Annotated in this window: 26 protein-coding genes and 2 pseudogenes; 15 read left to right on the forward strand and 13 right to left on the reverse strand. The window is 35.1% G+C overall.

Going from position 1 to position 20,526, the window contains the following annotated elements:
* The 4 genes from AC3OCB_RS01945 to AC3OCB_RS01960 form a co-directional block, all read left to right on the forward strand.
* Nucleotides 1–466 (forward strand): molybdopterin dinucleotide binding domain-containing protein (locus AC3OCB_RS01945; protein WP_498340508.1); only part of this gene is annotated, 466 nt, incomplete at its 5' end.
* Nucleotides 467–521: 55 nt separating this feature from the next.
* Nucleotides 522–1,538 (forward strand): DEAD/DEAH box helicase, encoded by a 1,017-nt coding sequence (locus AC3OCB_RS01950; protein ID WP_498340510.1) that lies wholly within the window; start codon nt 522–524, stop codon nt 1,536–1,538.
* A gap of 180 nt (nt 1,539–1,718) precedes the next feature.
* A complete protein-coding gene (locus tag AC3OCB_RS01955; protein WP_498340511.1) occupies nt 1,719–2,300 on the forward strand; it encodes a hypothetical protein in 582 nt (193 codons plus the stop codon).
* Nucleotides 2,301–2,352: 52 nt separating this feature from the next.
* On the forward strand, nt 2,353–2,691 hold the full coding sequence (locus AC3OCB_RS01960; RefSeq protein ID WP_498340512.1) for a hypothetical protein: 339 nt from the start codon (nt 2,353–2,355) through the stop codon (nt 2,689–2,691).
* On the opposite strand, the gene AC3OCB_RS01965 is transcribed toward AC3OCB_RS01960, so the two are convergent.
* The 3 genes from AC3OCB_RS01965 to AC3OCB_RS01975 form a co-directional block, all read right to left on the reverse strand.
* Nucleotides 2,688–3,332, reverse strand: coding sequence for a hypothetical protein (locus AC3OCB_RS01965; RefSeq protein WP_498340513.1), 645 nt, complete (start codon nt 3,330–3,332; stop codon nt 2,688–2,690). The two genes, AC3OCB_RS01960 and AC3OCB_RS01965, sit on opposite strands and share 4 nt — an antisense overlap.
* Before the next feature lie 59 nt (nt 3,333–3,391).
* Nucleotides 3,392–3,592, reverse strand: coding sequence for a hypothetical protein (locus AC3OCB_RS01970; RefSeq protein ID WP_498340514.1), 201 nt, complete (start codon nt 3,590–3,592; stop codon nt 3,392–3,394).
* A 61-nt stretch (nt 3,593–3,653) separates the two neighbouring features.
* A complete protein-coding gene (locus AC3OCB_RS01975; RefSeq protein ID WP_498340515.1) occupies nt 3,654–3,848 on the reverse strand; it encodes a hypothetical protein in 195 nt (64 codons plus the stop codon).
* Nucleotides 3,849–3,886: 38 nt separating this feature from the next.
* Between AC3OCB_RS01975 and AC3OCB_RS01980 the strand changes: the two genes are divergently transcribed.
* Nucleotides 3,887–5,197 (forward strand): APC family permease, encoded by a 1,311-nt coding sequence (locus AC3OCB_RS01980; protein ID WP_498340516.1) that lies wholly within the window; start codon nt 3,887–3,889, stop codon nt 5,195–5,197.
* Nucleotides 5,173–5,433, forward strand: a complete 261-nt coding sequence (locus AC3OCB_RS01985) for a hypothetical protein (protein ID WP_498340517.1) — start codon at nt 5,173–5,175, stop codon at nt 5,431–5,433. The genes AC3OCB_RS01980 and AC3OCB_RS01985 overlap by 25 nt, the downstream gene beginning before the upstream one ends.
* A gap of 83 nt (nt 5,434–5,516) precedes the next feature.
* Here AC3OCB_RS01985 and AC3OCB_RS01990 read toward each other — a convergent pair whose 3' ends face one another.
* Nucleotides 5,517–6,497 (reverse strand): MFS transporter, encoded by a 981-nt coding sequence (locus AC3OCB_RS01990; RefSeq protein ID WP_498340552.1) that lies wholly within the window; start codon nt 6,495–6,497, stop codon nt 5,517–5,519.
* Between the two features lie 186 nt (nt 6,498–6,683).
* On the opposite strand from AC3OCB_RS01990, the gene AC3OCB_RS01995 reads away from it, so the two are divergent.
* Entirely contained in the window at nt 6,684–7,802 is a 1,119-nt protein-coding gene (locus AC3OCB_RS01995) for an SSO2105 N-terminal domain-containing protein (protein WP_498340518.1), read from the forward strand.
* A 71-nt stretch (nt 7,803–7,873) separates the two neighbouring features.
* Here AC3OCB_RS01995 and AC3OCB_RS02000 read toward each other — a convergent pair whose 3' ends face one another.
* A complete protein-coding gene (locus AC3OCB_RS02000; protein WP_498340519.1) occupies nt 7,874–8,374 on the reverse strand; it encodes an MFS transporter in 501 nt (166 codons plus the stop codon).
* Between the two features lie 159 nt (nt 8,375–8,533).
* Here AC3OCB_RS02000 and AC3OCB_RS02005 point away from each other — a divergent pair, with 159 nt between their 5' ends.
* Entirely contained in the window at nt 8,534–9,046 is a 513-nt protein-coding gene (locus AC3OCB_RS02005; protein ID WP_498340520.1) for a hypothetical protein, read from the forward strand.
* A gap of 63 nt (nt 9,047–9,109) precedes the next feature.
* Nucleotides 9,110–9,601 carry a hypothetical protein gene (locus AC3OCB_RS02010; RefSeq protein ID WP_498340521.1) on the forward strand — a complete coding sequence of 164 codons (492 nt, stop codon included), beginning with the start codon at nt 9,110–9,112 and terminating at the stop codon, nt 9,599–9,601.
* On the opposite strand, the gene tsaA is transcribed toward AC3OCB_RS02010, so the two are convergent.
* A complete protein-coding gene (gene tsaA / locus AC3OCB_RS02015; RefSeq protein ID WP_498340522.1) occupies nt 9,594–10,004 on the reverse strand; it encodes a tRNA (N6-threonylcarbamoyladenosine(37)-N6)-methyltransferase TrmO in 411 nt (136 codons plus the stop codon). The two genes, AC3OCB_RS02010 and tsaA, sit on opposite strands and share 8 nt — an antisense overlap.
* Before the next feature lie 11 nt (nt 10,005–10,015).
* Here tsaA and AC3OCB_RS02020 point away from each other — a divergent pair, with 11 nt between their 5' ends.
* Genes AC3OCB_RS02020 through AC3OCB_RS02030 form a run of 3 tightly spaced genes read left to right on the forward strand, consistent with a single transcriptional unit; the run spans nt 10,016 to nt 11,921 of the window.
* Nucleotides 10,016–10,846 (forward strand): ABC transporter ATP-binding protein, encoded by an 831-nt coding sequence (locus tag AC3OCB_RS02020; RefSeq protein WP_498340523.1) that lies wholly within the window; start codon nt 10,016–10,018, stop codon nt 10,844–10,846.
* Nucleotides 10,824–11,558: an ABC transporter permease gene (locus AC3OCB_RS02025; RefSeq protein WP_498340553.1), complete on the forward strand. Its 735-nt coding sequence runs from the start codon at nt 10,824–10,826 to the stop codon at nt 11,556–11,558. Before AC3OCB_RS02020 ends, AC3OCB_RS02025 begins: the two co-directional genes overlap by 23 nt.
* 45 nt (nt 11,559–11,603) lie before the next feature.
* Nucleotides 11,604–11,921 carry a hypothetical protein gene (locus AC3OCB_RS02030; protein WP_498340524.1) on the forward strand — a complete coding sequence of 106 codons (318 nt, stop codon included), beginning with the start codon at nt 11,604–11,606 and terminating at the stop codon, nt 11,919–11,921.
* A gap of 51 nt (nt 11,922–11,972) precedes the next feature.
* Here the strand turns inward: AC3OCB_RS02030 and AC3OCB_RS02035 are convergent, their stop codons facing one another.
* Entirely contained in the window at nt 11,973–13,064 is a 1,092-nt protein-coding gene (locus AC3OCB_RS02035; RefSeq protein ID WP_498340525.1) for a HoxN/HupN/NixA family nickel/cobalt transporter, read from the reverse strand.
* Between the two features lie 229 nt (nt 13,065–13,293).
* Here AC3OCB_RS02035 and AC3OCB_RS02040 point away from each other — a divergent pair, with 229 nt between their 5' ends.
* The 3 genes from AC3OCB_RS02040 to AC3OCB_RS02050 all read left to right on the forward strand — a co-directional run bounded on the left by AC3OCB_RS02040 (nt 13,294) and on the right by AC3OCB_RS02050 (nt 15,246).
* Nucleotides 13,294–14,094 carry a nucleotide-binding protein gene (locus tag AC3OCB_RS02040; RefSeq protein WP_498340526.1) on the forward strand — a complete coding sequence of 267 codons (801 nt, stop codon included), beginning with the start codon at nt 13,294–13,296 and terminating at the stop codon, nt 14,092–14,094.
* Between the two features lie 141 nt (nt 14,095–14,235).
* Complete coding sequence (locus tag AC3OCB_RS02045; RefSeq protein ID WP_498340527.1) at nt 14,236–14,379, forward strand: hypothetical protein; 144 nt, start codon at nt 14,236–14,238, stop codon at nt 14,377–14,379.
* Nucleotides 14,380–14,595: 216 nt separating this feature from the next.
* Nucleotides 14,596–15,246, forward strand: coding sequence for a peroxiredoxin (locus AC3OCB_RS02050; protein WP_498340528.1), 651 nt, complete (start codon nt 14,596–14,598; stop codon nt 15,244–15,246).
* Between the two features lie 59 nt (nt 15,247–15,305).
* Here the strand turns inward: AC3OCB_RS02050 and AC3OCB_RS02055 are convergent.
* The 6 genes and pseudogenes from AC3OCB_RS02055 to AC3OCB_RS02080 form a co-directional block, all read right to left on the reverse strand.
* Nucleotides 15,306–15,509: pseudogene (locus AC3OCB_RS02055) on the reverse strand (acyl-CoA thioesterase); the annotation flags it as partial.
* 20 nt (nt 15,510–15,529) lie between these two features.
* The gene (locus AC3OCB_RS02060; protein WP_498340529.1) at nt 15,530–16,783 is read right to left on the reverse strand and encodes an RNA-guided endonuclease TnpB family protein; all 1,254 of its coding nucleotides are present in this window, start codon (nt 16,781–16,783) and stop codon (nt 15,530–15,532) included.
* A gap of 64 nt (nt 16,784–16,847) precedes the next feature.
* Nucleotides 16,848–17,045, reverse strand: a pseudogene (locus AC3OCB_RS02065) (acyl-CoA thioesterase); the annotation flags it as partial.
* Nucleotides 17,046–17,193: 148 nt separating this feature from the next.
* Entirely contained in the window at nt 17,194–18,171 is a 978-nt protein-coding gene (locus AC3OCB_RS02070; protein WP_498340530.1) for an arginine deiminase family protein, read from the reverse strand.
* A 58-nt stretch (nt 18,172–18,229) separates the two neighbouring features.
* On the reverse strand, nt 18,230–19,801 hold the full coding sequence (locus tag AC3OCB_RS02075) for a protein kinase domain-containing protein (protein WP_498340531.1): 1,572 nt from the start codon (nt 19,799–19,801) through the stop codon (nt 18,230–18,232).
* A gap of 6 nt (nt 19,802–19,807) precedes the next feature.
* Entirely contained in the window at nt 19,808–20,494 is a 687-nt protein-coding gene (locus AC3OCB_RS02080; protein ID WP_498340532.1) for a nucleotide-binding protein, read from the reverse strand.
* Between the last annotated feature and the right edge of the window lie 32 nt (nt 20,495–20,526).

Consider the following 20,526-nt stretch of genomic DNA (forward strand, 5'->3'; position numbering starts at 1 on the left):
AGTAATGGATTATTCGAAACCTTCTAGATACCCGGTAAACGATACAGTCCTTTATAGAGAAAAGTTTAACACACCTAGTGGGAAAGCAAGACTTGCATTAGTTAAAGAGAAGAATCTTGAGAGAGGACTAGTTTTAATTACAGGCAGAACTGTGACCAGATACAACACAGATGAATTAATAAATAGAACCCCAGGGTTTAACACATTTCAACCTGTGTTACTTATAAATCCTAAAGATGCAGAAAAGCTTGACGTGAAGAGAGGGGATTTAGTTAAAATAACTTCTAAATGCGGTAGTACAATTCTATCGGCAATACTTAGCAATGAGGTTAAGGAAGGTACATTATTCACTTATTCTCATAATCCATATATTAATTACGTTGTCTGTGATGATTTAGATGAAGACTCAAAAACACCAAGATATAAATACACAGTAGTTAAGATAGAAAAAGTTAAGACTTACTAATTTTTTTCTCCCTAGACAAATAGATTTTTATTCCTCCGCGTGTATACTGCGTGTTATGAATGAAAAAATAGAGAAAGCCATTAAAGAAATGGGCTTTAAAGACCTTACAGAAGTGCAGAAAAAGACTATTCCTTTGCTTCTGCAAGGAAAAAATGTACTAGCTAAAGCTAAGACTGGAAGCGGAAAAACAGCAGCTTATGTAATACCAATTCTTGAACTTGGAAAAAGAAGCTTAATAATAACACCCACAAGGGAGCTAACAAGACAAGTAGCGTCTCACATAAAAGACATCGGAAGATATATGGATGTTTCTGTTGCAGAAATTTACGGAGGAATGCCTTATAAGTCTCAGATCAAAAGAGCTAAGGAGGCTAACGTAATCGTAGCTACCCCTGGTAGGCTTCTTGATTTATGGGGTAAAGGGGAAGTTGATTTGTCCTCTTTCGAGATCGTGATTCTAGATGAAGCCGATTTAATGTTAGAAATGGGCTTCATCGACGATGTAAAGATAATATTAGGTCAAACTACAAACAGAAAATTAACTGGATTGTTCTCTGCTACAATCCCAGATGAGATAAGAAAAGTAGCAAAGGAGTATATAGGCAATTATGAGGAAATTGAGGCTTGTACAGGTTTAGCAAACGTTGAACATAACTTCGTTCACGTAGATGATGACTGGAGGAGCAAAGTAAGAGCATTAAGAGAAAACGCAGAAGAAGGGGTTATAGTGTTCGTAAGAACTAGAAGTAGGGTTGCAAAATTAGTTGAACTGTTTGATGATGCAGTTGAATTAAGAGGAGATTTGCCTCAGAGTGTTAGAAATAGAAATATAGATGCTTTTCGTAGAGGGGACTATAGTATGCTAATAACAACTGACGTAGCATCTAGAGGACTTGACATACCGTTAGTTGAAAAAGTGATAAACTTCGATGCGCCTTCAGATATTAGGACTTATATCCACAGAATTGGAAGGACTGGAAGGATGGGCAAGAAAGGAGTAGCTGTCACTTTCATTAAAAGCGACGAGAATTGGCTAGAGAGAGAGATCAAAAAGTTGTTAAAAGAGCAATGATCTTATGAATAACTTTTTATTCATTGACCTAGAGAGGGACACATGGGTATTAAACCCTTAGTAGTTTTAAGCCCTCTTTTATCTATCATAATTGGAGTTGTACCGATAATAATCTTGAGGCCTAAAGGTCCAATAATTGTAATATCCGCTTTAGCTTAGTTTTTAGCAATAGTTGCAAAAGTGTTAATAGAATCACCGTCTTCAAATTTCATCCTTTCTTCACCCCTTTATATACAAGCAATATTTTACGGCTCGTTAACTACAATATTTGAGGTAGGTTTTGCGTTTCTCTTTCCTTTACTTTTCCAAAGGTCTTTTAAAGAATATAATAAAAGGTTAGCATTGTCATATGGGGCAATGCTCGCATTTTGGGAAAACGCTATACTCACAGGCGTTATTGGACTGATAAATGTGGCAGTAGTAATTTCCCTTCAAAGCTCAAACCCTGCACTAGTCCAGCAAGCTATACACAACAATCCCACTTTAGCTTATCCTACTCCACAACTTTTGCCCTTGATAGGCTATGGAGCTTTAGAGAGAGTTGACTCTTTCTTGGCTCATACAGCTTGGGGCTCTCTAGGCTATTATTATTTGTTTAGGAGATCAAAGAGTTTCTTCTTAATTGCGCTTTTAGGCTATATTGACGCTCTTGTTCCACTTATTCAACATAATGTTATTCCTCTGTCGTTGTATGAAATACTGATCTTTATAATTAGCCTTACAGGTTTCTTATTAGCTTATAAAACTCTGCCAGGAAAATAGCGTTAGAAAAGTTATTACAACTCTTTTTAAATTTTCTTTCCAAGAAGAAAATATGGATAAATATTTACTCGGCTTACTGGGTGAAGCAGGAGCTGCTGGCCTAGCTAGAGGAATATATTTGGTCAAAAAAGAGGGTAGGTTTCTCTTCGCTTATCGTAATGAAAAAAGTCATTGGGATTACTTTAAGCAATTTAGAAGGAGCATATTAGAGAAACCTACATATTACCTTCTTCTCGTTTTCGGTATACTTGTTGGACTGATGGGAAACAGAGTAATAAAGATGGTAGTTAACAAAGTTGAAAGTCAGGCTTTAGATTTCTACTACAAAAATTTCAAAATAGAGGGAAGAATAGCTGAGATAGTGGAAGACGAAAAGCATCATTTCCTTTAAAGGAATGGGATCTTTGCCAATTCGCCTTCATACTTCTTTAACTTTTCACTAACTATAGCGTTATACTCTTTTTCTGATATGAGTGAATTATTTTTAGCGAACCATAATGGTACTTGAATAGACTCGTTTTCTTGTTGGTAAGTGCTTATGCTCTTGGGTATCCAAATTTCCTTTCCCTTTATGAGAAGGAGATAGGCTTTTTCTGTTTCAGCCTTAATTTTGCCATTAACCGTGACTAGATCATTACCTATTTCTCTTTTCAATTCTGACGTAATGTAGTTCTGTAGCTGGACTTTATCATCAAAGAACCTTCCCTCATATTGATAAACCTTTATCTTTTCACTTTCACACATGATGACTTGTTTTGAAAAGACATTGCCAATTTCTCTACATTGGAAAGAAAGCTCTTTCAATTCATTTTGATCGACCTTAAAATAATCAACTGAAGCAACTCTTCCCTCTTTTTTGTAAACCTTCTTTATTACAGTTCCGTCTTCCTCATTCAGATCTGCTTCAATATATTTTATTCCTTTTAAGCTTCTCCAAACCTTATTCTTTATTTTTACTTCTCTCCACTTCCCATTATCAAGAGCAAAATAGTACTCTTCCTCATCCTTAGATATCTTTCCTATTCTAATCACACACTATAATTAAAAAACAAGTTAAAAATGGTGATTCACTACTTATCTTATGCCTTCTCTCAAAGAATTATATAACTTAATGCTAATAACACTACTGCAATACCTAGTAAAATAATAGCAAGATTTAAAGCCCATCTCCCTTCAAAACCTGGCAGATTTAGTTTATAAAACACGATATGAACAGCCCCATAAAAGCCAGTAATTATAGCTATTACGTTGAAAATTATTCTAATAGCAACCTCTGGAGTAACTATAATCACAAGCAGTATTATGAATGATAAAATTTAAGCGTTAACCTTGAAAAAAGCGTATAACAGTATTTTAGGTCTGTTTTTGTAAATCTCTGGCATCATCCTTTAGATCCAGTATTGAGTCTACTATGTCATTTATCTTCTCTTTCAACTCCTCTTCGCTTAGAGAATCAAAATTATCCAGTAAGTCGTCTATATCAGAGTAAATAGAATTTACCTCATCCCTTAGTTCTTCGAGCATATCTTTTATCTTTTCCTTGTCCATGAGAAAGAGTTAAATTATGTTGTATTTAAATTAAGCGTATGGTCAAGTTATCCAAGAAGCTCGAACCAAAGGAAAACACTATACCAAGCTACTTGGTTTACGCACAATCATTAAGCTCTATTGCACCCTTAGGCTCAGCCTCAGCTTATCTAACCTTTGCACTTTCATCTTCATATTCATCTACATTTATTGCCGGGATTTTAGGAGCGTTAATATACTTTTTGTGGGTCTTAATCGGTTATAGATATTCAAAAGTAGTAGCAACTACTGGAGGAACTTACGACTTTGCGAGAAGCGGTGGTGGAGAACTGTTGGGAAAAATCTCTGGTTGGTTATATTGGATAAGCTATGCTGTTTATTTGCCTTCCGCGATTACTTACCTGACGGGGATTGTTTTAACTTCAGAATTTTCTCTATCAATGTTTGAACTTGGAGTAATTGAAGTACTGATACCCGTGGTGCTCACTCTTCTTTTACTATCTGGAATAAAACCCCCATTGTTTTATGCCTTTATAACTTCAATGATTGAAATAGTGTTGATAGTGATTTTGGGCGTTAAAGTACTTTCGGTAACTGGGTTTTCAACAGAACCTCTTCAGATTACCGTTCCAGTTTCAAGCTTCTTCTCTGGAGCTTTAAGTGTAGGCTTTACGTTAGCAGGTGGTGGTGCTTCATTCTTCCTAGGCTATGAGGCTATAGGAAAAGGAAATACAGTAGGAAAGTCATATATTTTAGCTTATTGGGTTGCTGGGATAGCAGTACTATTTGCGTCTTATTTTGAAATAGCATTTGCTGGTTTCTCAAACTCTGGTGTTTCCAACTTGTTAAACGTGACTGAATACCCTGCATTTTACATAGCACAAAAAGTTATGGGAAATACCATGGCTATAATCATTTTTCTGTTCACTTTAAATAGTCTCATAGGTTCAGTTACTGCAGCTTATGTTGCATTATCAAGATTGACATTCACCTTACTGAGGAAAGATATGGTAAAATCAATCTTAATAGTAGGAGGATTTTTCTTGATTATCAATTTGATAGCAAGTGTGACAGGACAGTATTCAAACATATATTTACTTACTACTGAAGCTTCTCTTATCACTCTTTATTCTTCTCATGTGATTGTATCAGCTGTCTATCCACTTTTCACCAAGAATAAGCTGGGATTTAGATGGTACGATGTCCCGCTCTCTACAGCAACAGTAGTCTTAATGGGTTATGGAATTTTCTCTAATGTCATTCCGTTCTCGTATCCGACTTCTCTAGTCGGGATAATTTCATTAATAAGTGGAATAATAATTGGAATTATGCATTGGTGGTTAGAATGGAAGAAATTGAAGTTGCATTAAATCTAGCTAAAATGGGAAAACCCCTTACAGCAATTAATTTTGTTAAACAGTTTCTGAAGAACAATCCGGACATCGTTCTAGATAGTGAAGAGTGTAAGAACATTGCTTACGTTGTAACTCATTTTCCCTCTTTAAATGACGAGAGCTGGAGATATTTCGTACATGTAGAGAAAGAAGACGCAATTATGATGATAGAAAAAGTAGCAGAATGCATTAAGGTTCAGGGCGAAACGTAATATATTTTAAGTTACTCTTAATTTCCACAGAGATAGTGTATTACACATATAAGTAAAAAAGTGTAATTAAGAATTAAAAATAGTTAAACTCCAGCTTCAGCCTCATTTACCTTTTCTAGGCTTTGACCAATAGTATTTGGCAATACAAAGATCAAGATTATTCCCATGATTACCATAGGTACTTGGAATAGCACCCAAGTTTGAAGGGGTCCTAAAGCTGGTATAATTGATAATATTATTGCAGTTGATATCGCTGCACCTAAATGAGCAAAACCGTCACTAAAAGCAAAAGAAGTTGCTCTAGCGTATGTAGGAACATTTTCAGTGCCATTTAAGTAATTTAATTGGTTACTCCATCCTACACCTATAAAGTTAGTTAATAGCATTCCTCCGAATGCTAATGGGATGTTTAAACTTAGTACACCTGCAACAGAAATTGCTACTCCAAGTAACATGCCAACTCCATAAGCTATTGTAGTTAGTATTGCTCTCCTTACTTTTTCTACTATAGGCCTTAATGCTATTGCTCCTAGAAAAGTCGCTACTCCAGCTAGACCGTATAGGAAAGTTAGCTGATTATTAAGAGAAGATGATAAGTGTAAACTACTAGACCATAATAAGAACTCAGTCAAATATGGATATTCACCGAAATAGAAGAAGAATATTGATAGCATTACAGTAATTATTCTTACTGCATACTTTTTATTCATAAATACTGACAGTGGGTTCTTTTCCTCTACTTTATAAGTTAAAGGATTATATGGAGGCAACTGTGTTCCAGTCTTTTGCACCGCTACTTCTTCCATTTGAGCTACAACCCTTTCAGCCTCATTGATCTTACCTTTTAGTGCTAACATTCTTACTGTTTCACTAGCGTGAGACCTTACTATAAGTACAATAAACGCTAATGTCGCACCAATTAGGAAGATAACTCTCCACCCAATCGCTGGGTTAAGCAAGTCTATAATAGAAGCTAGGAATGGACCTAATCCCAGTCCAGCCCATCCTGCAATGTATATTAAATTAAAGTACTGACCGCTCCCCAGATGGCGGTGGTCTCTGATATTTTATGTTGATTTAGGATGACAACCGGTCATCTGGTTCTCAGCGGCTACACTCCAGCCCCCTCACAGCAGTAGCTCCTCCCTTGTCGCCAAGGGATTCATAGCCCTACTGGTCTTGGGAACTGAAGCCCACTAAATATTATCTCAAAAGAAAAGTATTTAAATCTTTTGGGTGTATATACACTCATGGAATTACCAGATTACATAACAATAAACATTCCTTTTGTTGTAAGTGATGAAAGAGCAAAGTTAATTTGGTGGACTTCATGGTACTCCAAGCTTTGTGCCCACAGACTGTTAAACGACGTGAAAAATAGTTTAGAGTTGTCAGACTATTCTCAGGCTTCTTTCCTTCAATTTGCAAGAAAAAGGTGCAATGATATTTTGCCAAACCGAAGATACATTGATGGCATAGCAACACTGATCCACTCCTCTTTAAAGAGTGCTAGAAAACTAGGAGCAAACATTCAGGATTTAGAGTTAGATTCATGGTTGCTTTTCCAGAGTGAAGCTGAGAAGCAGAAGTACGGTAATTTGAACATTCGCTTAATAGGTGAAAAGGTTGAAATATTAACTTTTGATAAAGAGAAAAATCCACAAAGAATTACAGTGAGTGTTCAAATACCAAAAGGTTATAAGAAGTTAGCCAATGTTCTGTTAGAAAGGAGCAAAAAGAAGGAAATTGGTTATCCTGCTAGAGTTATTATGAAGGAATACAACGCTTACTCTGATAGACTCTACTTATTCTCAAAACTGCAAATTATGGTTCCTTACACTTTGTATAAAGAAGTTATGAAGAGATATGATAAGCCATTAGGCAACCTCATTGCTGGTATAGATGTCAATACCGACAGGCTAAACTTAGCCATTATTAACTCTAAAGGTGTTTTGAAGAATAAGAAGACCTTTTGGTTTGACAACACAATTTCAAGAGGTTATAATAAGGAAAGGGCATGGAGCAGAATAAATGAGAAAATACACAAGTTGCTAGATTATGCTTACAACAAAGGCGTTTCAACCATTGTGCTAGAAAACCCTAACGTTATTGGTTATTTACGATATTACTGGATTAAGAACGGCGATAGAAAAAGCAGAAACTATAATTTCAAGATATCAATGTTTAGGAACAGGGTAATAGAAAGAATAACTTATAAAGCTTCCTTATACTCAATGGATGTCGCTTATGTTTCGCCTAAAGGCACTACGCACTCGAAAGAGCATGATGAAATAATGAAGGAGAAGGGATTGGACAGGCATACAGCCTCGGCTTATTTAATAGCGATAAAATCTCTACAACTGACCTAATTCAGAAAGACTTGTATTTCGACAGGGTATTTAACTTTTTCATTAACCACCCTAAATCGTCTTATTCCATATCAAACTATCCTAAAAATCAAAACAGTTTCTCTACCCCTTTTAACTGCGGGAACCATTTCTACAACATAAGTTGGTACTAAAACTAAGTCTCCTCCTATTCCCATCCCAGTAATAAACCTAAATATAATAAACATTGGATAGTTAAATGATAGAGCATTGCCTAAACTCCCTATTGTAGTTAGTAATGCAGTGAACATTAACATTGGTTTTCTTCCATATTTGTCTGCTAAATAACCTAGAAGAATAGCTCCCGGAATATAACCAAAAAGTCCCATAGAGACTACTGTTGATGCTTCGCCCGGCGTTAAACCGGTATAAGGTAATGAGGTTCCAGAGAATGCGATACCGATATCAATTACGTCGTATAACGCGATAAAATAACCAAACGCTAACGCAAGAATTACAGAAAGAGGTAACACCATCGTAGGTAATCTATCGATTCTTGCAGTTAATTCAGCTACTTTTTTATAGATTTGATCCTTTGAAGGTTTATCCGCCATGGCTAAATATTATAAAAGTTTAAAACATATAAGCTTTTTTAATTCTTATATTTTTCTACGTATGTTAAAATTTATAATATTAGAAACTCTTAGTGTTTACTAATACACTTTCGATAGCTTTATAAAAAAGTTTATATCCAAAAAGCTAGATAATTGTTTGTGTCTGGAGAGAAAAATAACTCAAATGAAGAACATAGTGAGTTATACGAGAGTAATAAGAAATTAGCTAAAAGCTATGGCAAACTGATGAATGACTTCACTAACGATATACCCAGAGCTATGATGACTTTCGGAAGAGATATGGGAGATAAAGGACTGAAAGCGATGAGCCTGGTAAAATCGTTCATAGACGGGTACAAAGACGCTAAAAAAGAAGAAAAACCAATCGAAGTGGTTCAAAAGTTACCTACGGATAATGAAGCTGGGAAAAACATTCTGATTGTATCTGATATGGAAGAACTGCGCATAAGTAAAGAGGATATAATTGGGGCAGGAAAACCAGTCTCATTTAGAAATATAAAGAGATTGGTGTTGGAGAACGTAGATCTAAATACCTTAAACAACATAGATAGTATTACAAACGTTGAGGAGTTAGTTATTCCTCCAAACATAAACAAAGTTTTACTATTGCAGAAGTGTAAATCAATAAAGAAGATTACAATGTCGAAATAACTCTTTTACTTCAAGTTTTTTTACACAATGTTTAAATTTGTAAACTGCGTAATCTATTTTGACATGTCAAACGACAACAACAATGAAAATGAAAAGAAGATAGTAACAGTTAGAGGGGTTGATAAGGACTTATACGAGAGAATTTCAAACATAGCAAGAAGTTCAGGTAAAACAGTTGGAGATGTTATTAATGATGCTATGAGAACCTTTCTTGCATTTAGTGGGAAAGTGGGAGAAAAAATAGATGAGGCGACTATGAAGGCAATAGGTGTAGGAAAGTCATTTGTAGAGGGATATAATGAAGCTGGGAAAAACATACTGATTGTATCTGATATGGAAGAACTGCACATAACCAAAAACGAAATTGTTAGCGTTGGGAAGTTACTCTCATTTAGAAATATAAAGAGATTAGTGCTGGAGGACGTAGATCAAGATACAATAAACAGATATATAGATTCAATTATTTCAGTAGACGAGCTTGTAGTTCCTTCATCAGTTAACAAACTCCTCATATTACCAAAATGCAAATTCGTTAAAAAAATAACAGTTATGTGACGTTATGCCAAGAAGGAACTCTTATTTTTTCTATCCTATCCCATGCATCATATGGCTTTATGTCAAGCACAGGGGTGCCATCAAAGGCATTTAACCCCTTCACATATAAGATATTTCCTTCTTTTTTCAATAATTCACAAACCGAAATACCTATGGGATTAGGTCTGAATTGAGATCGAGTAGCAAAAACGCCAACCTTCGCTCCATTCCAATCTCTTATAAGCCTACCGTCAAATTCAGCTAAATGTAAATGATAAATTATTATTACATGAGAAAAATCTTCGATACTTTTTAACCCTTCTTCATATTCCTTATCCACGTGGATCTCAACAACTTCCTCTCTGGAAGTAGAATTACTGTTTTTTCTCTCAACATAACCAATGTACTTAAAACAAACGCTCATAAATATAACTTGTGATAGAAACTATTAATTTATCTAAGATTTATAAAGATGGAACAGTTGCACTAGATAGCGTCTCTTTTACGTTTTCCGGAAAAGTACTTACCCTTTTAGGTAGAAATGGGGCTGGTAAAACTACTTTGACTAGAATACTGTCTACTCAACTTTTACCAACTAGTGGTAAAGCTTTTGTTGAAGGCTATGACGTTGTTAAAGATGCTAAAAAGGTTAGGAAAATGATAGCATCAATACCTCAAGAAGCCCAACCCATCGGAATGGCTTCACCTCTAGAGCATGTGGCAATGTTCTTAACTGCCAAGGGACTCTCACTGAAAGAAGCTGAAGAAACTGCTAGGAAAGCACTAAAAGAAGTTGGGTTGTGGGAAGTAAAGGACAAGTCATCCGATGAGTTGTCTGGAGGAATGAAAAGGAAAATATTTGTAACAATGGCTTTGGCTTCCAACTCTGAACTTGTATTTCTTGATGAACCAACAACCGGATTAGACCCATATTCAAGGACAGAGATATGGTCTGTGTTGAAGACAATGAAGAGCAAAATTGTTCTGACTACTCACTACATGGAGGAAGCAGAGGAATTATCAGAGGAAGTTATACTTCTGCACAAAGGGAAAATAATTGCAAAAGGTTCCATCCCATCACTCTTGGAGAAGTTTAATGGAAAAGTTAGGGTTGAAGGGATAGGGGAGATTAAAGTTGGAAGATTAAGGATCTCATATGTGGATAAGGAAGATGCTAGAAATTACGTTGGAAAGTATGTAGTAAAGCCAATTACGTTGGAAGACCTATTCATAATCTATGCTGGTGAGAACCTTGAGGAGAATTGACTTTTATCTCTCTTTCGTGAAATTTTATGGTGTCTCGTCAGTAAAGAGAGGATTTATCTACGTGTTGACTTACATGGCTATACCTTTAGCTGAGCTCTTTCTAATTTATATGATATCACACGGTTCTTTCCTTGGTTATGGAATAGTAGGTGGACTTTTGACAGTAATAGCAAGTAATGGTTTGTCATCAACTGCGGACTTTGCCTATCTCAGATTAGTCTCAAAACTACAAGACTTGTTAGTTGCAAGCCAAATTTCTCCAAACGACTATATCCTTGGTTTAATGCTATCAAACTTGACTTATTCTTTGCCTGGGATCATAGTGTACTTTATTTTAGCTTTAGTCTTTCACGTTTTTTCTCCTATGATGATCTTAGTCCTCCTTCTCCTCTTAATAAACACGTCTGCCATAGGGTTCTTTATTAGTACTTTAATACCACATATAAGATACAGCTGGGGCGTCGGAGGGCTACTGTCTACTTTCCTAAGCATAATTCCGCCTATATTTTACCCTTATTACCTTTTACCAAAAGGAATATTTTACGTATTGTTTCCTTTGCCTACTACATTGTCTGCTTTAATAATGCAGGATGAAAGTGGATTGATAAGTGTTAGTAACACTTTATTAACTTTTTCATGGGTACTACTTGTGGCAGAGACCTTGGTTTTTTATTATCTTTCAGTTAGGTTTAGCAGATGGAGGAGCGTGTAGTATATGCAGATTGGCTTTTAAAGTTGGGGAAGAAAGACTTGAATCATGGATTACTTTGAAGATTACTTATTACCACAAGTTTATGAGTATTGCAGCAAAAAGGATAATCCTTGGGAGTGCTTTATAAATAAAGTAAATTTACTTCCTATTTCTGCAGAGAGTAAGAAAATAGTTCTTAGAAACTTTATTGACAAGAGAATTGGTAGAAAAACGTTTCTTGCAGGTTATTTAGCTAAGTTCCTATATCAGTGCGATTACTACGGTATTTGCGAACCAGAGTTGCCAGATATATTACCAGAGGATATAGTAATACAGATATTCAGGATTATGAGACAAGTAAGAAATGACACACTACTAATTTAATAATAAAGTGTAACAGAAAAAGAGCAAATTTTATTTTAGAAATTAAAACTATCATAGCCGCTCCCTGCGTAGATCTTCAGTACTTACTTCTTTACTAACTTTCAACTTATATATTATGAATGAAATTAACCAAGTTATTCCAAAAGTGCCAATAACAATATAACCTATAGATTCCCAATATACGTTGTTTAACGCTGCTATCTGGTCCCAGAGTATTCCAGATAAATTAAACTCGGACTGAACTATCCCAAGGAGCTCAATGCTCCCTATACCAAATGCGATAAAAATTGATATTAATGTCATTGTTAAGTTGTACCAAAGTTTGCTTAAAGCATTCTTAAATGCCCATCCGTATGCGGATCTCATAAATATACCGTCTAAAGTGTCTATCAAGCTCATGCCTAGAGCGAATAATGTTGGTAATACTAATATTGTTGTGATTGGAATTGACGTAAAGGTACCAGCCATAGTTGCAGATATCGCTAGGATAGCGACTTCAGTTGCAGTGTCAAAACCTAAACCAAATAGAAAACCTATTATGTACATCTGCCATTCATGATCAACAATTTTGAAGAGCTTCCCAAAGAATCTGTTCATAAAACCCCTCTTTAGCAAAAGCTGATTGAGTTTCTCTTCATCAATGTTCTTTTCATTTCTTACTTCCTTGTAGATCTTATATATTTCGACAAGTATCAAAGTGTTTAAAAGTGCGATAACGTAGAGGAAACCACCACTTACTACTGTACCTATTATACTACCAGCGTTTTCTAAACTTGGAAGATTACCTACAATGAACCTTGTAGCAACGATAAGCAAAATACTCAAAAGGATTACTACTGTGGAATGACCAAAAGAGAAGAATGTACCTACAAACCAAGGGTCTTTTCCCTCTTGTATCATTTTTCTTGTTACGTTGTCAATTGCGGCTAAATGGTCTGCATCAACAGCATGCCTTAAACCAAATGTGTAACCTAATACTCCTAGCGTCACAAAAGTCCCAGTTATTACCCCACTGTCAGTTTGTACATTTATCTCGTGTTTAGGAAGTTGAAAGAGAAATAAAAAGAATATTCCCGTTAAAAATAAATTTGTAACGAAAAATATTATCATTAGTGATATTTTTGTGAAATTTTTCTTTGCCATAATATATGGATAGCATATCCATATTATAAATTTTTCCTACCTTGACCATAAGCTATTACTACCATAAAGGAAGCTAAGTTGCAGCTCTGTATTATGACTTACTGAGTAAGTAAATGATAAAGAAGGTTAAGCAAAAGGGTTAAATTAAGAAATTATCTTGTTTTTATAGTAAATAGATGAACAATCTTAAATAGACAATCATAAATAGCTGAAAGCTTTAATTTAAAACGTGATAATTAGAATAACTGTTCATGGTTACAAGGGAGGAGTTGGCAAATCAACAATTTCTCTGATACTAGCCAAGGCTCTAGCTATAAATGGGAAAAACGTCATACTTGTAGACAGGGATCCCTTCCCCTATTCTTCCTCTATAGCTGGGATAGAGGCTGATGGATTGTTAACGCAACTGTTGGATGGTCAAGAACCTAAAAACTTCTATAAAGATTTCGCTTTCGGGAAAGGAAAGTTAAGGGTTATAAAACTTTACTCCCCAGAACTTAAGTATAGTATACACAAAGTTACTGAAGAGATTGAAAATAAGTTTATCAACTTATATGCAAATTTACTAGAGAATGAAAACTATGAATATCTTGTCGTTGATAGTCATTCGCCACAAAGGTGGAACTCTAAAGAGATAACGATTGAAGTAAAAGGATTTTTAAAAATACGTGAACATATAGGGCCTTTAGAAGTGATTATAGCTCCTCCTATGAAGTTTGATATTGAAAGTTCGATAGCTTATATGAAAAAGATTAGGCACGAGGCTCGTGAAACTTTAAAACGAGAGACTAGGGATAAGATGTTTGCAGGGATCATAAACATGGTTACAGAAAACAAAGAGAAATATATTGATGGTCTAAAAGAGTTTATGAATGGTCTTTCGCTAAGAAAAGGAGTGATTATTAAATTCTATGAAGAGCTTTTCTTAAAGTCCATGAAGCTTGAAGACTTACCAATAATCCCAGAAATTAAAGCTTTAGCCGATAGATTGGCAAGTGGGGATATTGAGAGAGAAGAAATAATACTTTAGGCCGTTTCCAATGTAACGATAAATTTATATATAGTTTGAAATACTATTAACTAATTTTAGGCAAGGCTAAATGAAACTCCTCATGATGATGCGCAGTGCGTGGAGGGAGGAGCTGACAGCAAAACCTCAAATGGGAGGCTCATGGCGTTGGACTCGACAGAGCCCCATGCGGTGTGGTTGAAGCTAATGATACCACACCTAGGGCTAACCCAGATCATGGATCTAAAGTATGTAGAAGTAACTAGAAATGAAGTGATCTGGGGAACGCTTGTTATATTAAATTGAAGGTCTCTTTCTTAAATTTCCTTTCAGTTATCAAAATTGAGTTTACAGCGATAAATAATACTCTATATCTCTCGAAAATATTGATAAAAACATTCTATGATAATTGTAAATTAACCCCAGCTAAATAAAATGGAATCATTTTAACTTAGTATTTAATCTTAAATAAAAACTAGTTAAGCTTAAATAGTAGTAACTACAAATTAATAGTAGATAAAAATGAGTGAGCAAGAAAGAATACCCTTAATCGGAGAAAAATTCCCTGAAATGGAAGTAATGACTACACACGGTAAGATAAAACTACCAGACGACTACATAGGAAAGTGGTTTATGCTCTTCAGCCATCCAGGTGACTTCACGCCAGTATGCACTACTGAATTCTACTCTTTTGCAAAGAATTATGAAGAGTTTAAAAAACTAAATACTGAACTTATAGGCCTTTCAGTTGATAGTAATATATCTCACATAGAGTGGGTAATGTGGATTGAGAAGAACTTGAAAATAGAAATACCTTTTCCAATAATTGCAGACCCAATGGGTAATGTAGCTAAAAGACTTGGAATGATACACGCAGAATCAGCCACGTCTACTGTAAGGGCAGTGTTCATAGTTGATGATAAAGGAATAGTAAGGTTAATAATGTACTATCCAATGGAGATCGGAAGAAACGTAAATGAAATTCTAAGAGCAATAAAAGCTTTGCAGTTAGTTGATAAAGCAGGAGTTGTAACTCCAGCAAACTGGCCAAACAACGAGTTAATAGGTGACAAAGTAATTAATCCACCACCTAGGACGGTTAAGGATGCTAAAATGAGACTAAACCAGCCATTCGATTGGTGGTTTACGTATAAAGAAGTAAAACAACAATAAAACTGTTTTTTTCTTTTCAACTAAAACCTCCGCTTTTAAGGAAATAAGAAGGTCGTAAGTCATACAGACGTTATTTTTCTTAATATATCATCTGGTATTTCGACACTTTTCCACACTTTTGGGTTAATTGCTACTTGAACCACATAACCTTCAGTAGCTTCTTCTCCACCTTTCAGAATCTTAAAATCAAACCTTATTACTTTCTTTGATAAAGCTTTTGGTGAAAGAAGTATTGATAGAGAATCTCCTAACTTTACCGGCCTTTTCTGACTTCTCCCCGCTCTTAAGAGCGAGGATTCTCACGGTCTGAGTGGTCTTTTCCACCCTTCACTCCGTGAGTAGTCGAGAGGTGCAGAAGACCCCTCCCATATAGATTGAGAACTGCAATATAATCGCGGTGTTCTTCAAAGCCACACTTTTCACATTTAAGTGTTCTGTACCCATTCTCTTTCATTAATGTTCCACACTTAGGACAACTGGTTGAAGAGTATGCGGGATTAACCTTAATTACCTTCAATCTGTATTTCTTGGCTTGCCATTCTATCCACTTTTGTATTCTACTATATTGCATAAGATATAGCTTCAATCTGTAGTTTTTCCTTAAGTCATTAACTTTTGAAATCATCTTAGTTAGTCTCTCCAAAACGATAACATTAGCTTTCAACAGTAAAGCAATTTCAACTATCCACCTACCAACTTTCTTAGCAAAATCCATTAGGATGTTCCTTTCCCTTCTAAAGAAGTGAGCAATTCTATTTTGTATATGTTTCGAGTACCTCCACTTTGTAGGATATTTCTGTTGTAGCTTTTGGGCTTCTTCCACATAATGATAGGCATCATCTAAACGGGTTGGAATTTCGATTATCTGTTTGTCATTACCAACAGTAAGGAAGTCCCAGTTTACATCCACAGCAACTAAACCAGTTACCTTAAACTCCTCTTTCTTTTTCTCTTCCTTATTTCTCTTATTTTCGCCTTCAGTTGTTAATCCTTCTTCTTTTTTCTTTGCTTTTCCCTTCTTTTTCTTCCCTTCTCCCTTTCGAAAAGTGATGAACAAGAACCAATCTTTTCCTCTCTTCACAAGCTTGGCTTCAGCAATTTTCCAATCTTTATACTGTGTCAATGTCCTAGAATAGCCCAATATTGGTGTTTCATAACCTAATATGCTAAGCCTCATTTTGGTTATATCCAAGTTATATGATAATTTCGGCGTTAAGATTACCGATACACTCTTTATCATAGGTTTTGACTTGTTCTTGTTGGGATTCTCTAACCATGATGTATACACATTTCCAGCATCTCTTTCGCAGTCTTCAGCTAAACGTGATGGTAATCCCATCTTCTTTAGTTTTTCATACCACTCGTGATGGAGGATGTTAATTAGATCTGTTTTGTTTTTGAAAATTGGTTTATTCTTAACTAACCAATTGACAACGAGCTGTTTAGCCCTAGTGTACACATACGCAAGGTGAATAATCTCGTGGCTAGGTGCAACTTTCATTTGAACTGTGAGTCTAAATTCAGTTGACCTAGCCATAAAAATGACTTAATTTAGCTGTTTTTAAGTTTTGTCATCCCCGCCCTAAAGGGCTAGGCATTCAGTTGTAAACTGCATGGGATTCAACCATGACAAACCATAACTCATCATTAACGTTGGGGTATGGTATACCGACTTTCTCTCTCATATATTTTTCTATTGTATTAGTGAAAAATCTATAATAAGATGCATAATGTGCAATACCTTGAGCATCTGTATCATATATTCTAACAGTTTCTTCAAATACAAATTCAACAGACATAAAGATATTTACCAGAGAAAGTTTTAATTTTTTCTTTTGAATGTAACTCTACTGGAAAAACTGCTTCAATACTTCATAATTAAAAATCATAAAATTACGTCAAATTATTTGGTTATAAGAAAACCTAGCTTGCTTATAACGATAGTTCCTAACCCCTTTTTACTACAGCAGTCATGCAATGAATCCCACCCATACCACCAGTTAAGTTCTTAACGTTTACAACTATAACATCAAATTCTTTGAACTTCTTACTGTCTTTAGGTGAGATTATCTTTCCGTCATCTAAAGTTAGGAAATTGGTTAAGTACTCTTTTGCTTCTTTTTCTTCTATCTCAATCACATTAAATCCCTTCTCCTTAACGTAATCATAAAGATTAGTCACTTTCACAAGTTTACCGTCATAATAAACTTCTGTCTTACTTTCCTGCATTAACTTCTTTACGCCAACAACAGTGTTGGACGAGGGGACATTAAAGAAAGTGTCTAAATGAAAGAATTCTGGTCTAGTCTCGTGAACAACTGCGACTTCGCCGAGATTAAAAATAAAAGAAGCACCTTGTAGATCACTTCTAATTCCAATACCTATAACATGAAAGTCACCCATTGGAAAATAATCTCCTCCTTCTAATTTCCCTCTCTCAATTTCTCTAAACTTAACACCTAGTGCCTCCCAAAAAAGTTTAAGCACTTCTGTTTCCCTCTTCCTCTGTTTAGTAGCCATCCGCCCAATGACCACTTCATTATCAGTAGTTATCTGTTGATCCCTCATAAAATATAAGTTAGGCAAAGGATCAATAACTACTCTTTCATCTTCAACGTAAGGCTTTAAAATAAGTGACTCGACTAGAAAATAAGGATCTTCACTTTCAATACCTAGAACTTTCTTAACTTTTTCTCTAAATTTTAGATTTTTTCTTATCTTATCCATCAGCACTTTTCTTAGACGATAAACAACAACTCCTTCTTCTTCAAGCACTTCTCTTAGGGCGTCATGCTCTTTTTTAGCTTTACTTAAATTGAATCTGTTTTCAAAAAGGAAATAAGAAGGATTAACCAGACCAAAGATTACTTCATATCCAGGCTTATGAACAGACACTTCTCTTAACTTATTCCATTCCGCTAACATAATTAAAATAGCGTACTTAAAATTTAAAATTTGGACTTATTCCTTTCCCCTCTTGATATCATAGGGACTTAGAATAGAAAAAGTTTGCAACATCAATTGCACTAGGTCTTCTAGCCGGTGAAGTCATATATAGGATGAAGTTTGCAACATCGGGCTCTAACACATTCAGAGGTGAGTAATCCCTTGTATAATATAACCTAGGATCTAGTAAGTTTAAATTCTGTGTAGAGAAAAAACTGTCATAAGCTTTAAGCATCTCTTGAGAATTCAAAATTTTACCAGTTAACATTCTGAATGCAGTTGAACCTAAAGAGTATATATCATCAAAGGGAGAGATACCTCCTATAAAAAGAGATTTTACATGTTCTATCGAAGCATACTCTGGAGTTAACTGTATAGCCTTTTCCCCTATTTTTACTGCACTTCCTAAATCACTCAATTTTACTTCTATTTTACCACTCTGTAAAACCTTTAATGCGTCTTGTGGTTTCTTTGGTAATTGAGAGGAAAAGAGAATATTTTGCGGTTTAACGTCAGAATGAACATAGCCGTTCTTGTGTATAACGTCTAGGGCATAAGCGATCTTAGAGATGATAAGATAGGCTACTTTTCTCCATCTAAAGTCTGTAAAGTCATAGTTATATGCTGATCCGCCACCCATGTATTCAAGGACAATATAGGGTGGATTTGAAATATAGACCGAGAGATCCCCTTTAAGTATTGATTGTATGTCTGTCTCATCAAAATGAACAGCATAAACTTTTACTATATTTCGAGATTTCTCTGAAATTTGAACTAAAACGCTTTCTTCGTTTTTGATGTCAGATAACATATCCTTCAAGCTTTTAGTAGTAAAACTGCTGGGATATAATTTAGGTATTTTTAGTGCGTAAATCGTTCCGTCTTTTTGCCCTTTTAATATGTAACTTAAGCCTCCTTCACCTATGAGATCAATAACTTTGTAACCTCCTATTTCTAACCCTTTCCACATTTCTGGCTTCCAATCCTTACATGCTATCCTATACCCACCTTTACATGCTATAAGAAGAAGTTCTCCTTTCCTCTCTAAATAATATTGAGAGAGAAGATAAAGGTACTTTGGTGGAAGGCCCTTTTTACTTATTTTTTCTAAGTCATTTCTCTTCATTCTAGATACAGTATCAATAAAATATTTCTCAGCGTCACGTTCTGCAAAGCACTCCGCAAACCTTGTTAAATCCCTGCACTTCAAATAATCTTGGGATCTTTTGGCATAGGAGAGAATTACAAAGCAGTTCTTTTCCCTGCAAATGTTCCATCTAAACCTAAAGATCAGCAGTACAATAACAACAGCTATTGCTACGTCCACGTAATAATAGTAAGGTATGCCGTTAACGTAAGGTATTTTCTTCTGGTAAAGATAAATTCCAATAAAAGCTAAGAGAATGAGCGAGGGTATTTTTATTGCTTCTGTTAATGCTTTCTTATAATCTCTAAATAGTAAGACTAAAGTGGCATAGCCTATAAGGATAAAAACGAGTCCGTATGGTAGAAGAAGGAGGTCATAAATGGAAAGAATAACAAGTAAAACTCCTAGAGTAAAGATAATTATACCAAACTTGCGAAGGAAGTTATGAATTCTAAACATCATAAATATCTAAGTTAATGTCCTAATATAATCAACTAGCGGATCAATCTCATTTAACTCATCGCTAAAAGGACTTCCAAATAACTTCTTTTTGAAGGGAATTTTAATTATCATTGGGTTTCCGAGATATCTTCTTATCTTATCATAATCAATTTGATACTCACTCTTAACCTCATTAATTACGATGCCTATTGGTCTAAATAACTGAACAGTAGTCATAGTTGATGACAAGTTTCCCTCTATAATTTCTTTTAAATAATCACTCATTGAAAGCATCACTTTCAATGTTTGATCCATTAACTCCCCTGGTGGGGTTAAAATAACAATCGAGTCATAAGTGTAGGAGTTTGAGGCTTTTACCCATGAAGTTAAATCAAGGTTAAAAAACTCATCTGAAGGAAGGGAAGGATTGTCCACTATCATTACGTCATACGTCATTAAATTTTTGTATTCCTCAATAATTTGGGACTCATCTGCAGGATAGTCAAATCTAAGTACTCTCAAATTGCCAAGGTCTTTCCAATACTCTCCTTTTCTAAATTCCTCTCTAATGCCAAGAAAACTAGAAATTGACTTTGATAAAGATCTATCCACTAATACCACTTTGTAGCTACGAGACAGTTTGACAGCTAATTTAAATGCTATTAAAGACTTACCTACACCGCCCTTAAGGCTCAGTATGTTAATTCTAATCATTACGTTTATAATCTCTGAAGATAGACTTTTAA

Source organism: Sulfurisphaera sp. (assembly GCF_059755235.1).

What these genes read in the sequence shown, in the direction of transcription:
- AC3OCB_RS01950 (WP_498340510.1), top strand. Translation starts at nt 522, where the DNA reads ATGAATGAAAAAATAGAGAAAGCCATTAAAGAAATGGGCTTTAAAGAC.
- AC3OCB_RS01960 (WP_498340512.1), top strand. Translation starts at nt 2,353, where the DNA reads ATGGATAAATATTTACTCGGCTTACTGGGTGAAGCAGGAGCTGCTGGC.
- AC3OCB_RS01975 (WP_498340515.1), bottom strand. Translation starts at nt 3,848, where the DNA reads ATGGACAAGGAAAAGATAAAAGATATGCTCGAAGAACTAAGGGATGAG.
- AC3OCB_RS01980 (WP_498340516.1), top strand. Translation starts at nt 3,887, where the DNA reads ATGGTCAAGTTATCCAAGAAGCTCGAACCAAAGGAAAACACTATACCA.
- AC3OCB_RS01985 (WP_498340517.1), top strand. Translation starts at nt 5,173, where the DNA reads ATGGAAGAAATTGAAGTTGCATTAAATCTAGCTAAAATGGGAAAACCC.
- AC3OCB_RS01995 (WP_498340518.1), top strand. Translation starts at nt 6,684, where the DNA reads ATGGAATTACCAGATTACATAACAATAAACATTCCTTTTGTTGTAAGT.
- AC3OCB_RS02000 (WP_498340519.1), bottom strand. Translation starts at nt 8,374, where the DNA reads ATGGCGGATAAACCTTCAAAGGATCAAATCTATAAAAAAGTAGCTGAA.
- AC3OCB_RS02010 (WP_498340521.1), top strand. Translation starts at nt 9,110, where the DNA reads ATGTCAAACGACAACAACAATGAAAATGAAAAGAAGATAGTAACAGTT.
- tsaA (WP_498340522.1), bottom strand. Translation starts at nt 10,004, where the DNA reads ATGAGCGTTTGTTTTAAGTACATTGGTTATGTTGAGAGAAAAAACAGT.
- AC3OCB_RS02030 (WP_498340524.1), top strand. Translation starts at nt 11,604, where the DNA reads ATGGATTACTTTGAAGATTACTTATTACCACAAGTTTATGAGTATTGC.
- AC3OCB_RS02035 (WP_498340525.1), bottom strand. Translation starts at nt 13,064, where the DNA reads ATGGCAAAGAAAAATTTCACAAAAATATCACTAATGATAATATTTTTC.
- AC3OCB_RS02045 (WP_498340527.1), top strand. Translation starts at nt 14,236, where the DNA reads ATGGCGTTGGACTCGACAGAGCCCCATGCGGTGTGGTTGAAGCTAATG.
- AC3OCB_RS02050 (WP_498340528.1), top strand. Translation starts at nt 14,596, where the DNA reads ATGAGTGAGCAAGAAAGAATACCCTTAATCGGAGAAAAATTCCCTGAA.
- AC3OCB_RS02060 (WP_498340529.1), bottom strand. Translation starts at nt 16,783, where the DNA reads ATGGCTAGGTCAACTGAATTTAGACTCACAGTTCAAATGAAAGTTGCA.
- AC3OCB_RS02070 (WP_498340530.1), bottom strand. Translation starts at nt 18,171, where the DNA reads ATGTTAGCGGAATGGAATAAGTTAAGAGAAGTGTCTGTTCATAAGCCT.
- AC3OCB_RS02075 (WP_498340531.1), bottom strand. Translation starts at nt 19,801, where the DNA reads ATGATGTTTAGAATTCATAACTTCCTTCGCAAGTTTGGTATAATTATC.
- AC3OCB_RS02080 (WP_498340532.1), bottom strand. Translation starts at nt 20,494, where the DNA reads ATGATTAGAATTAACATACTGAGCCTTAAGGGCGGTGTAGGTAAGTCT.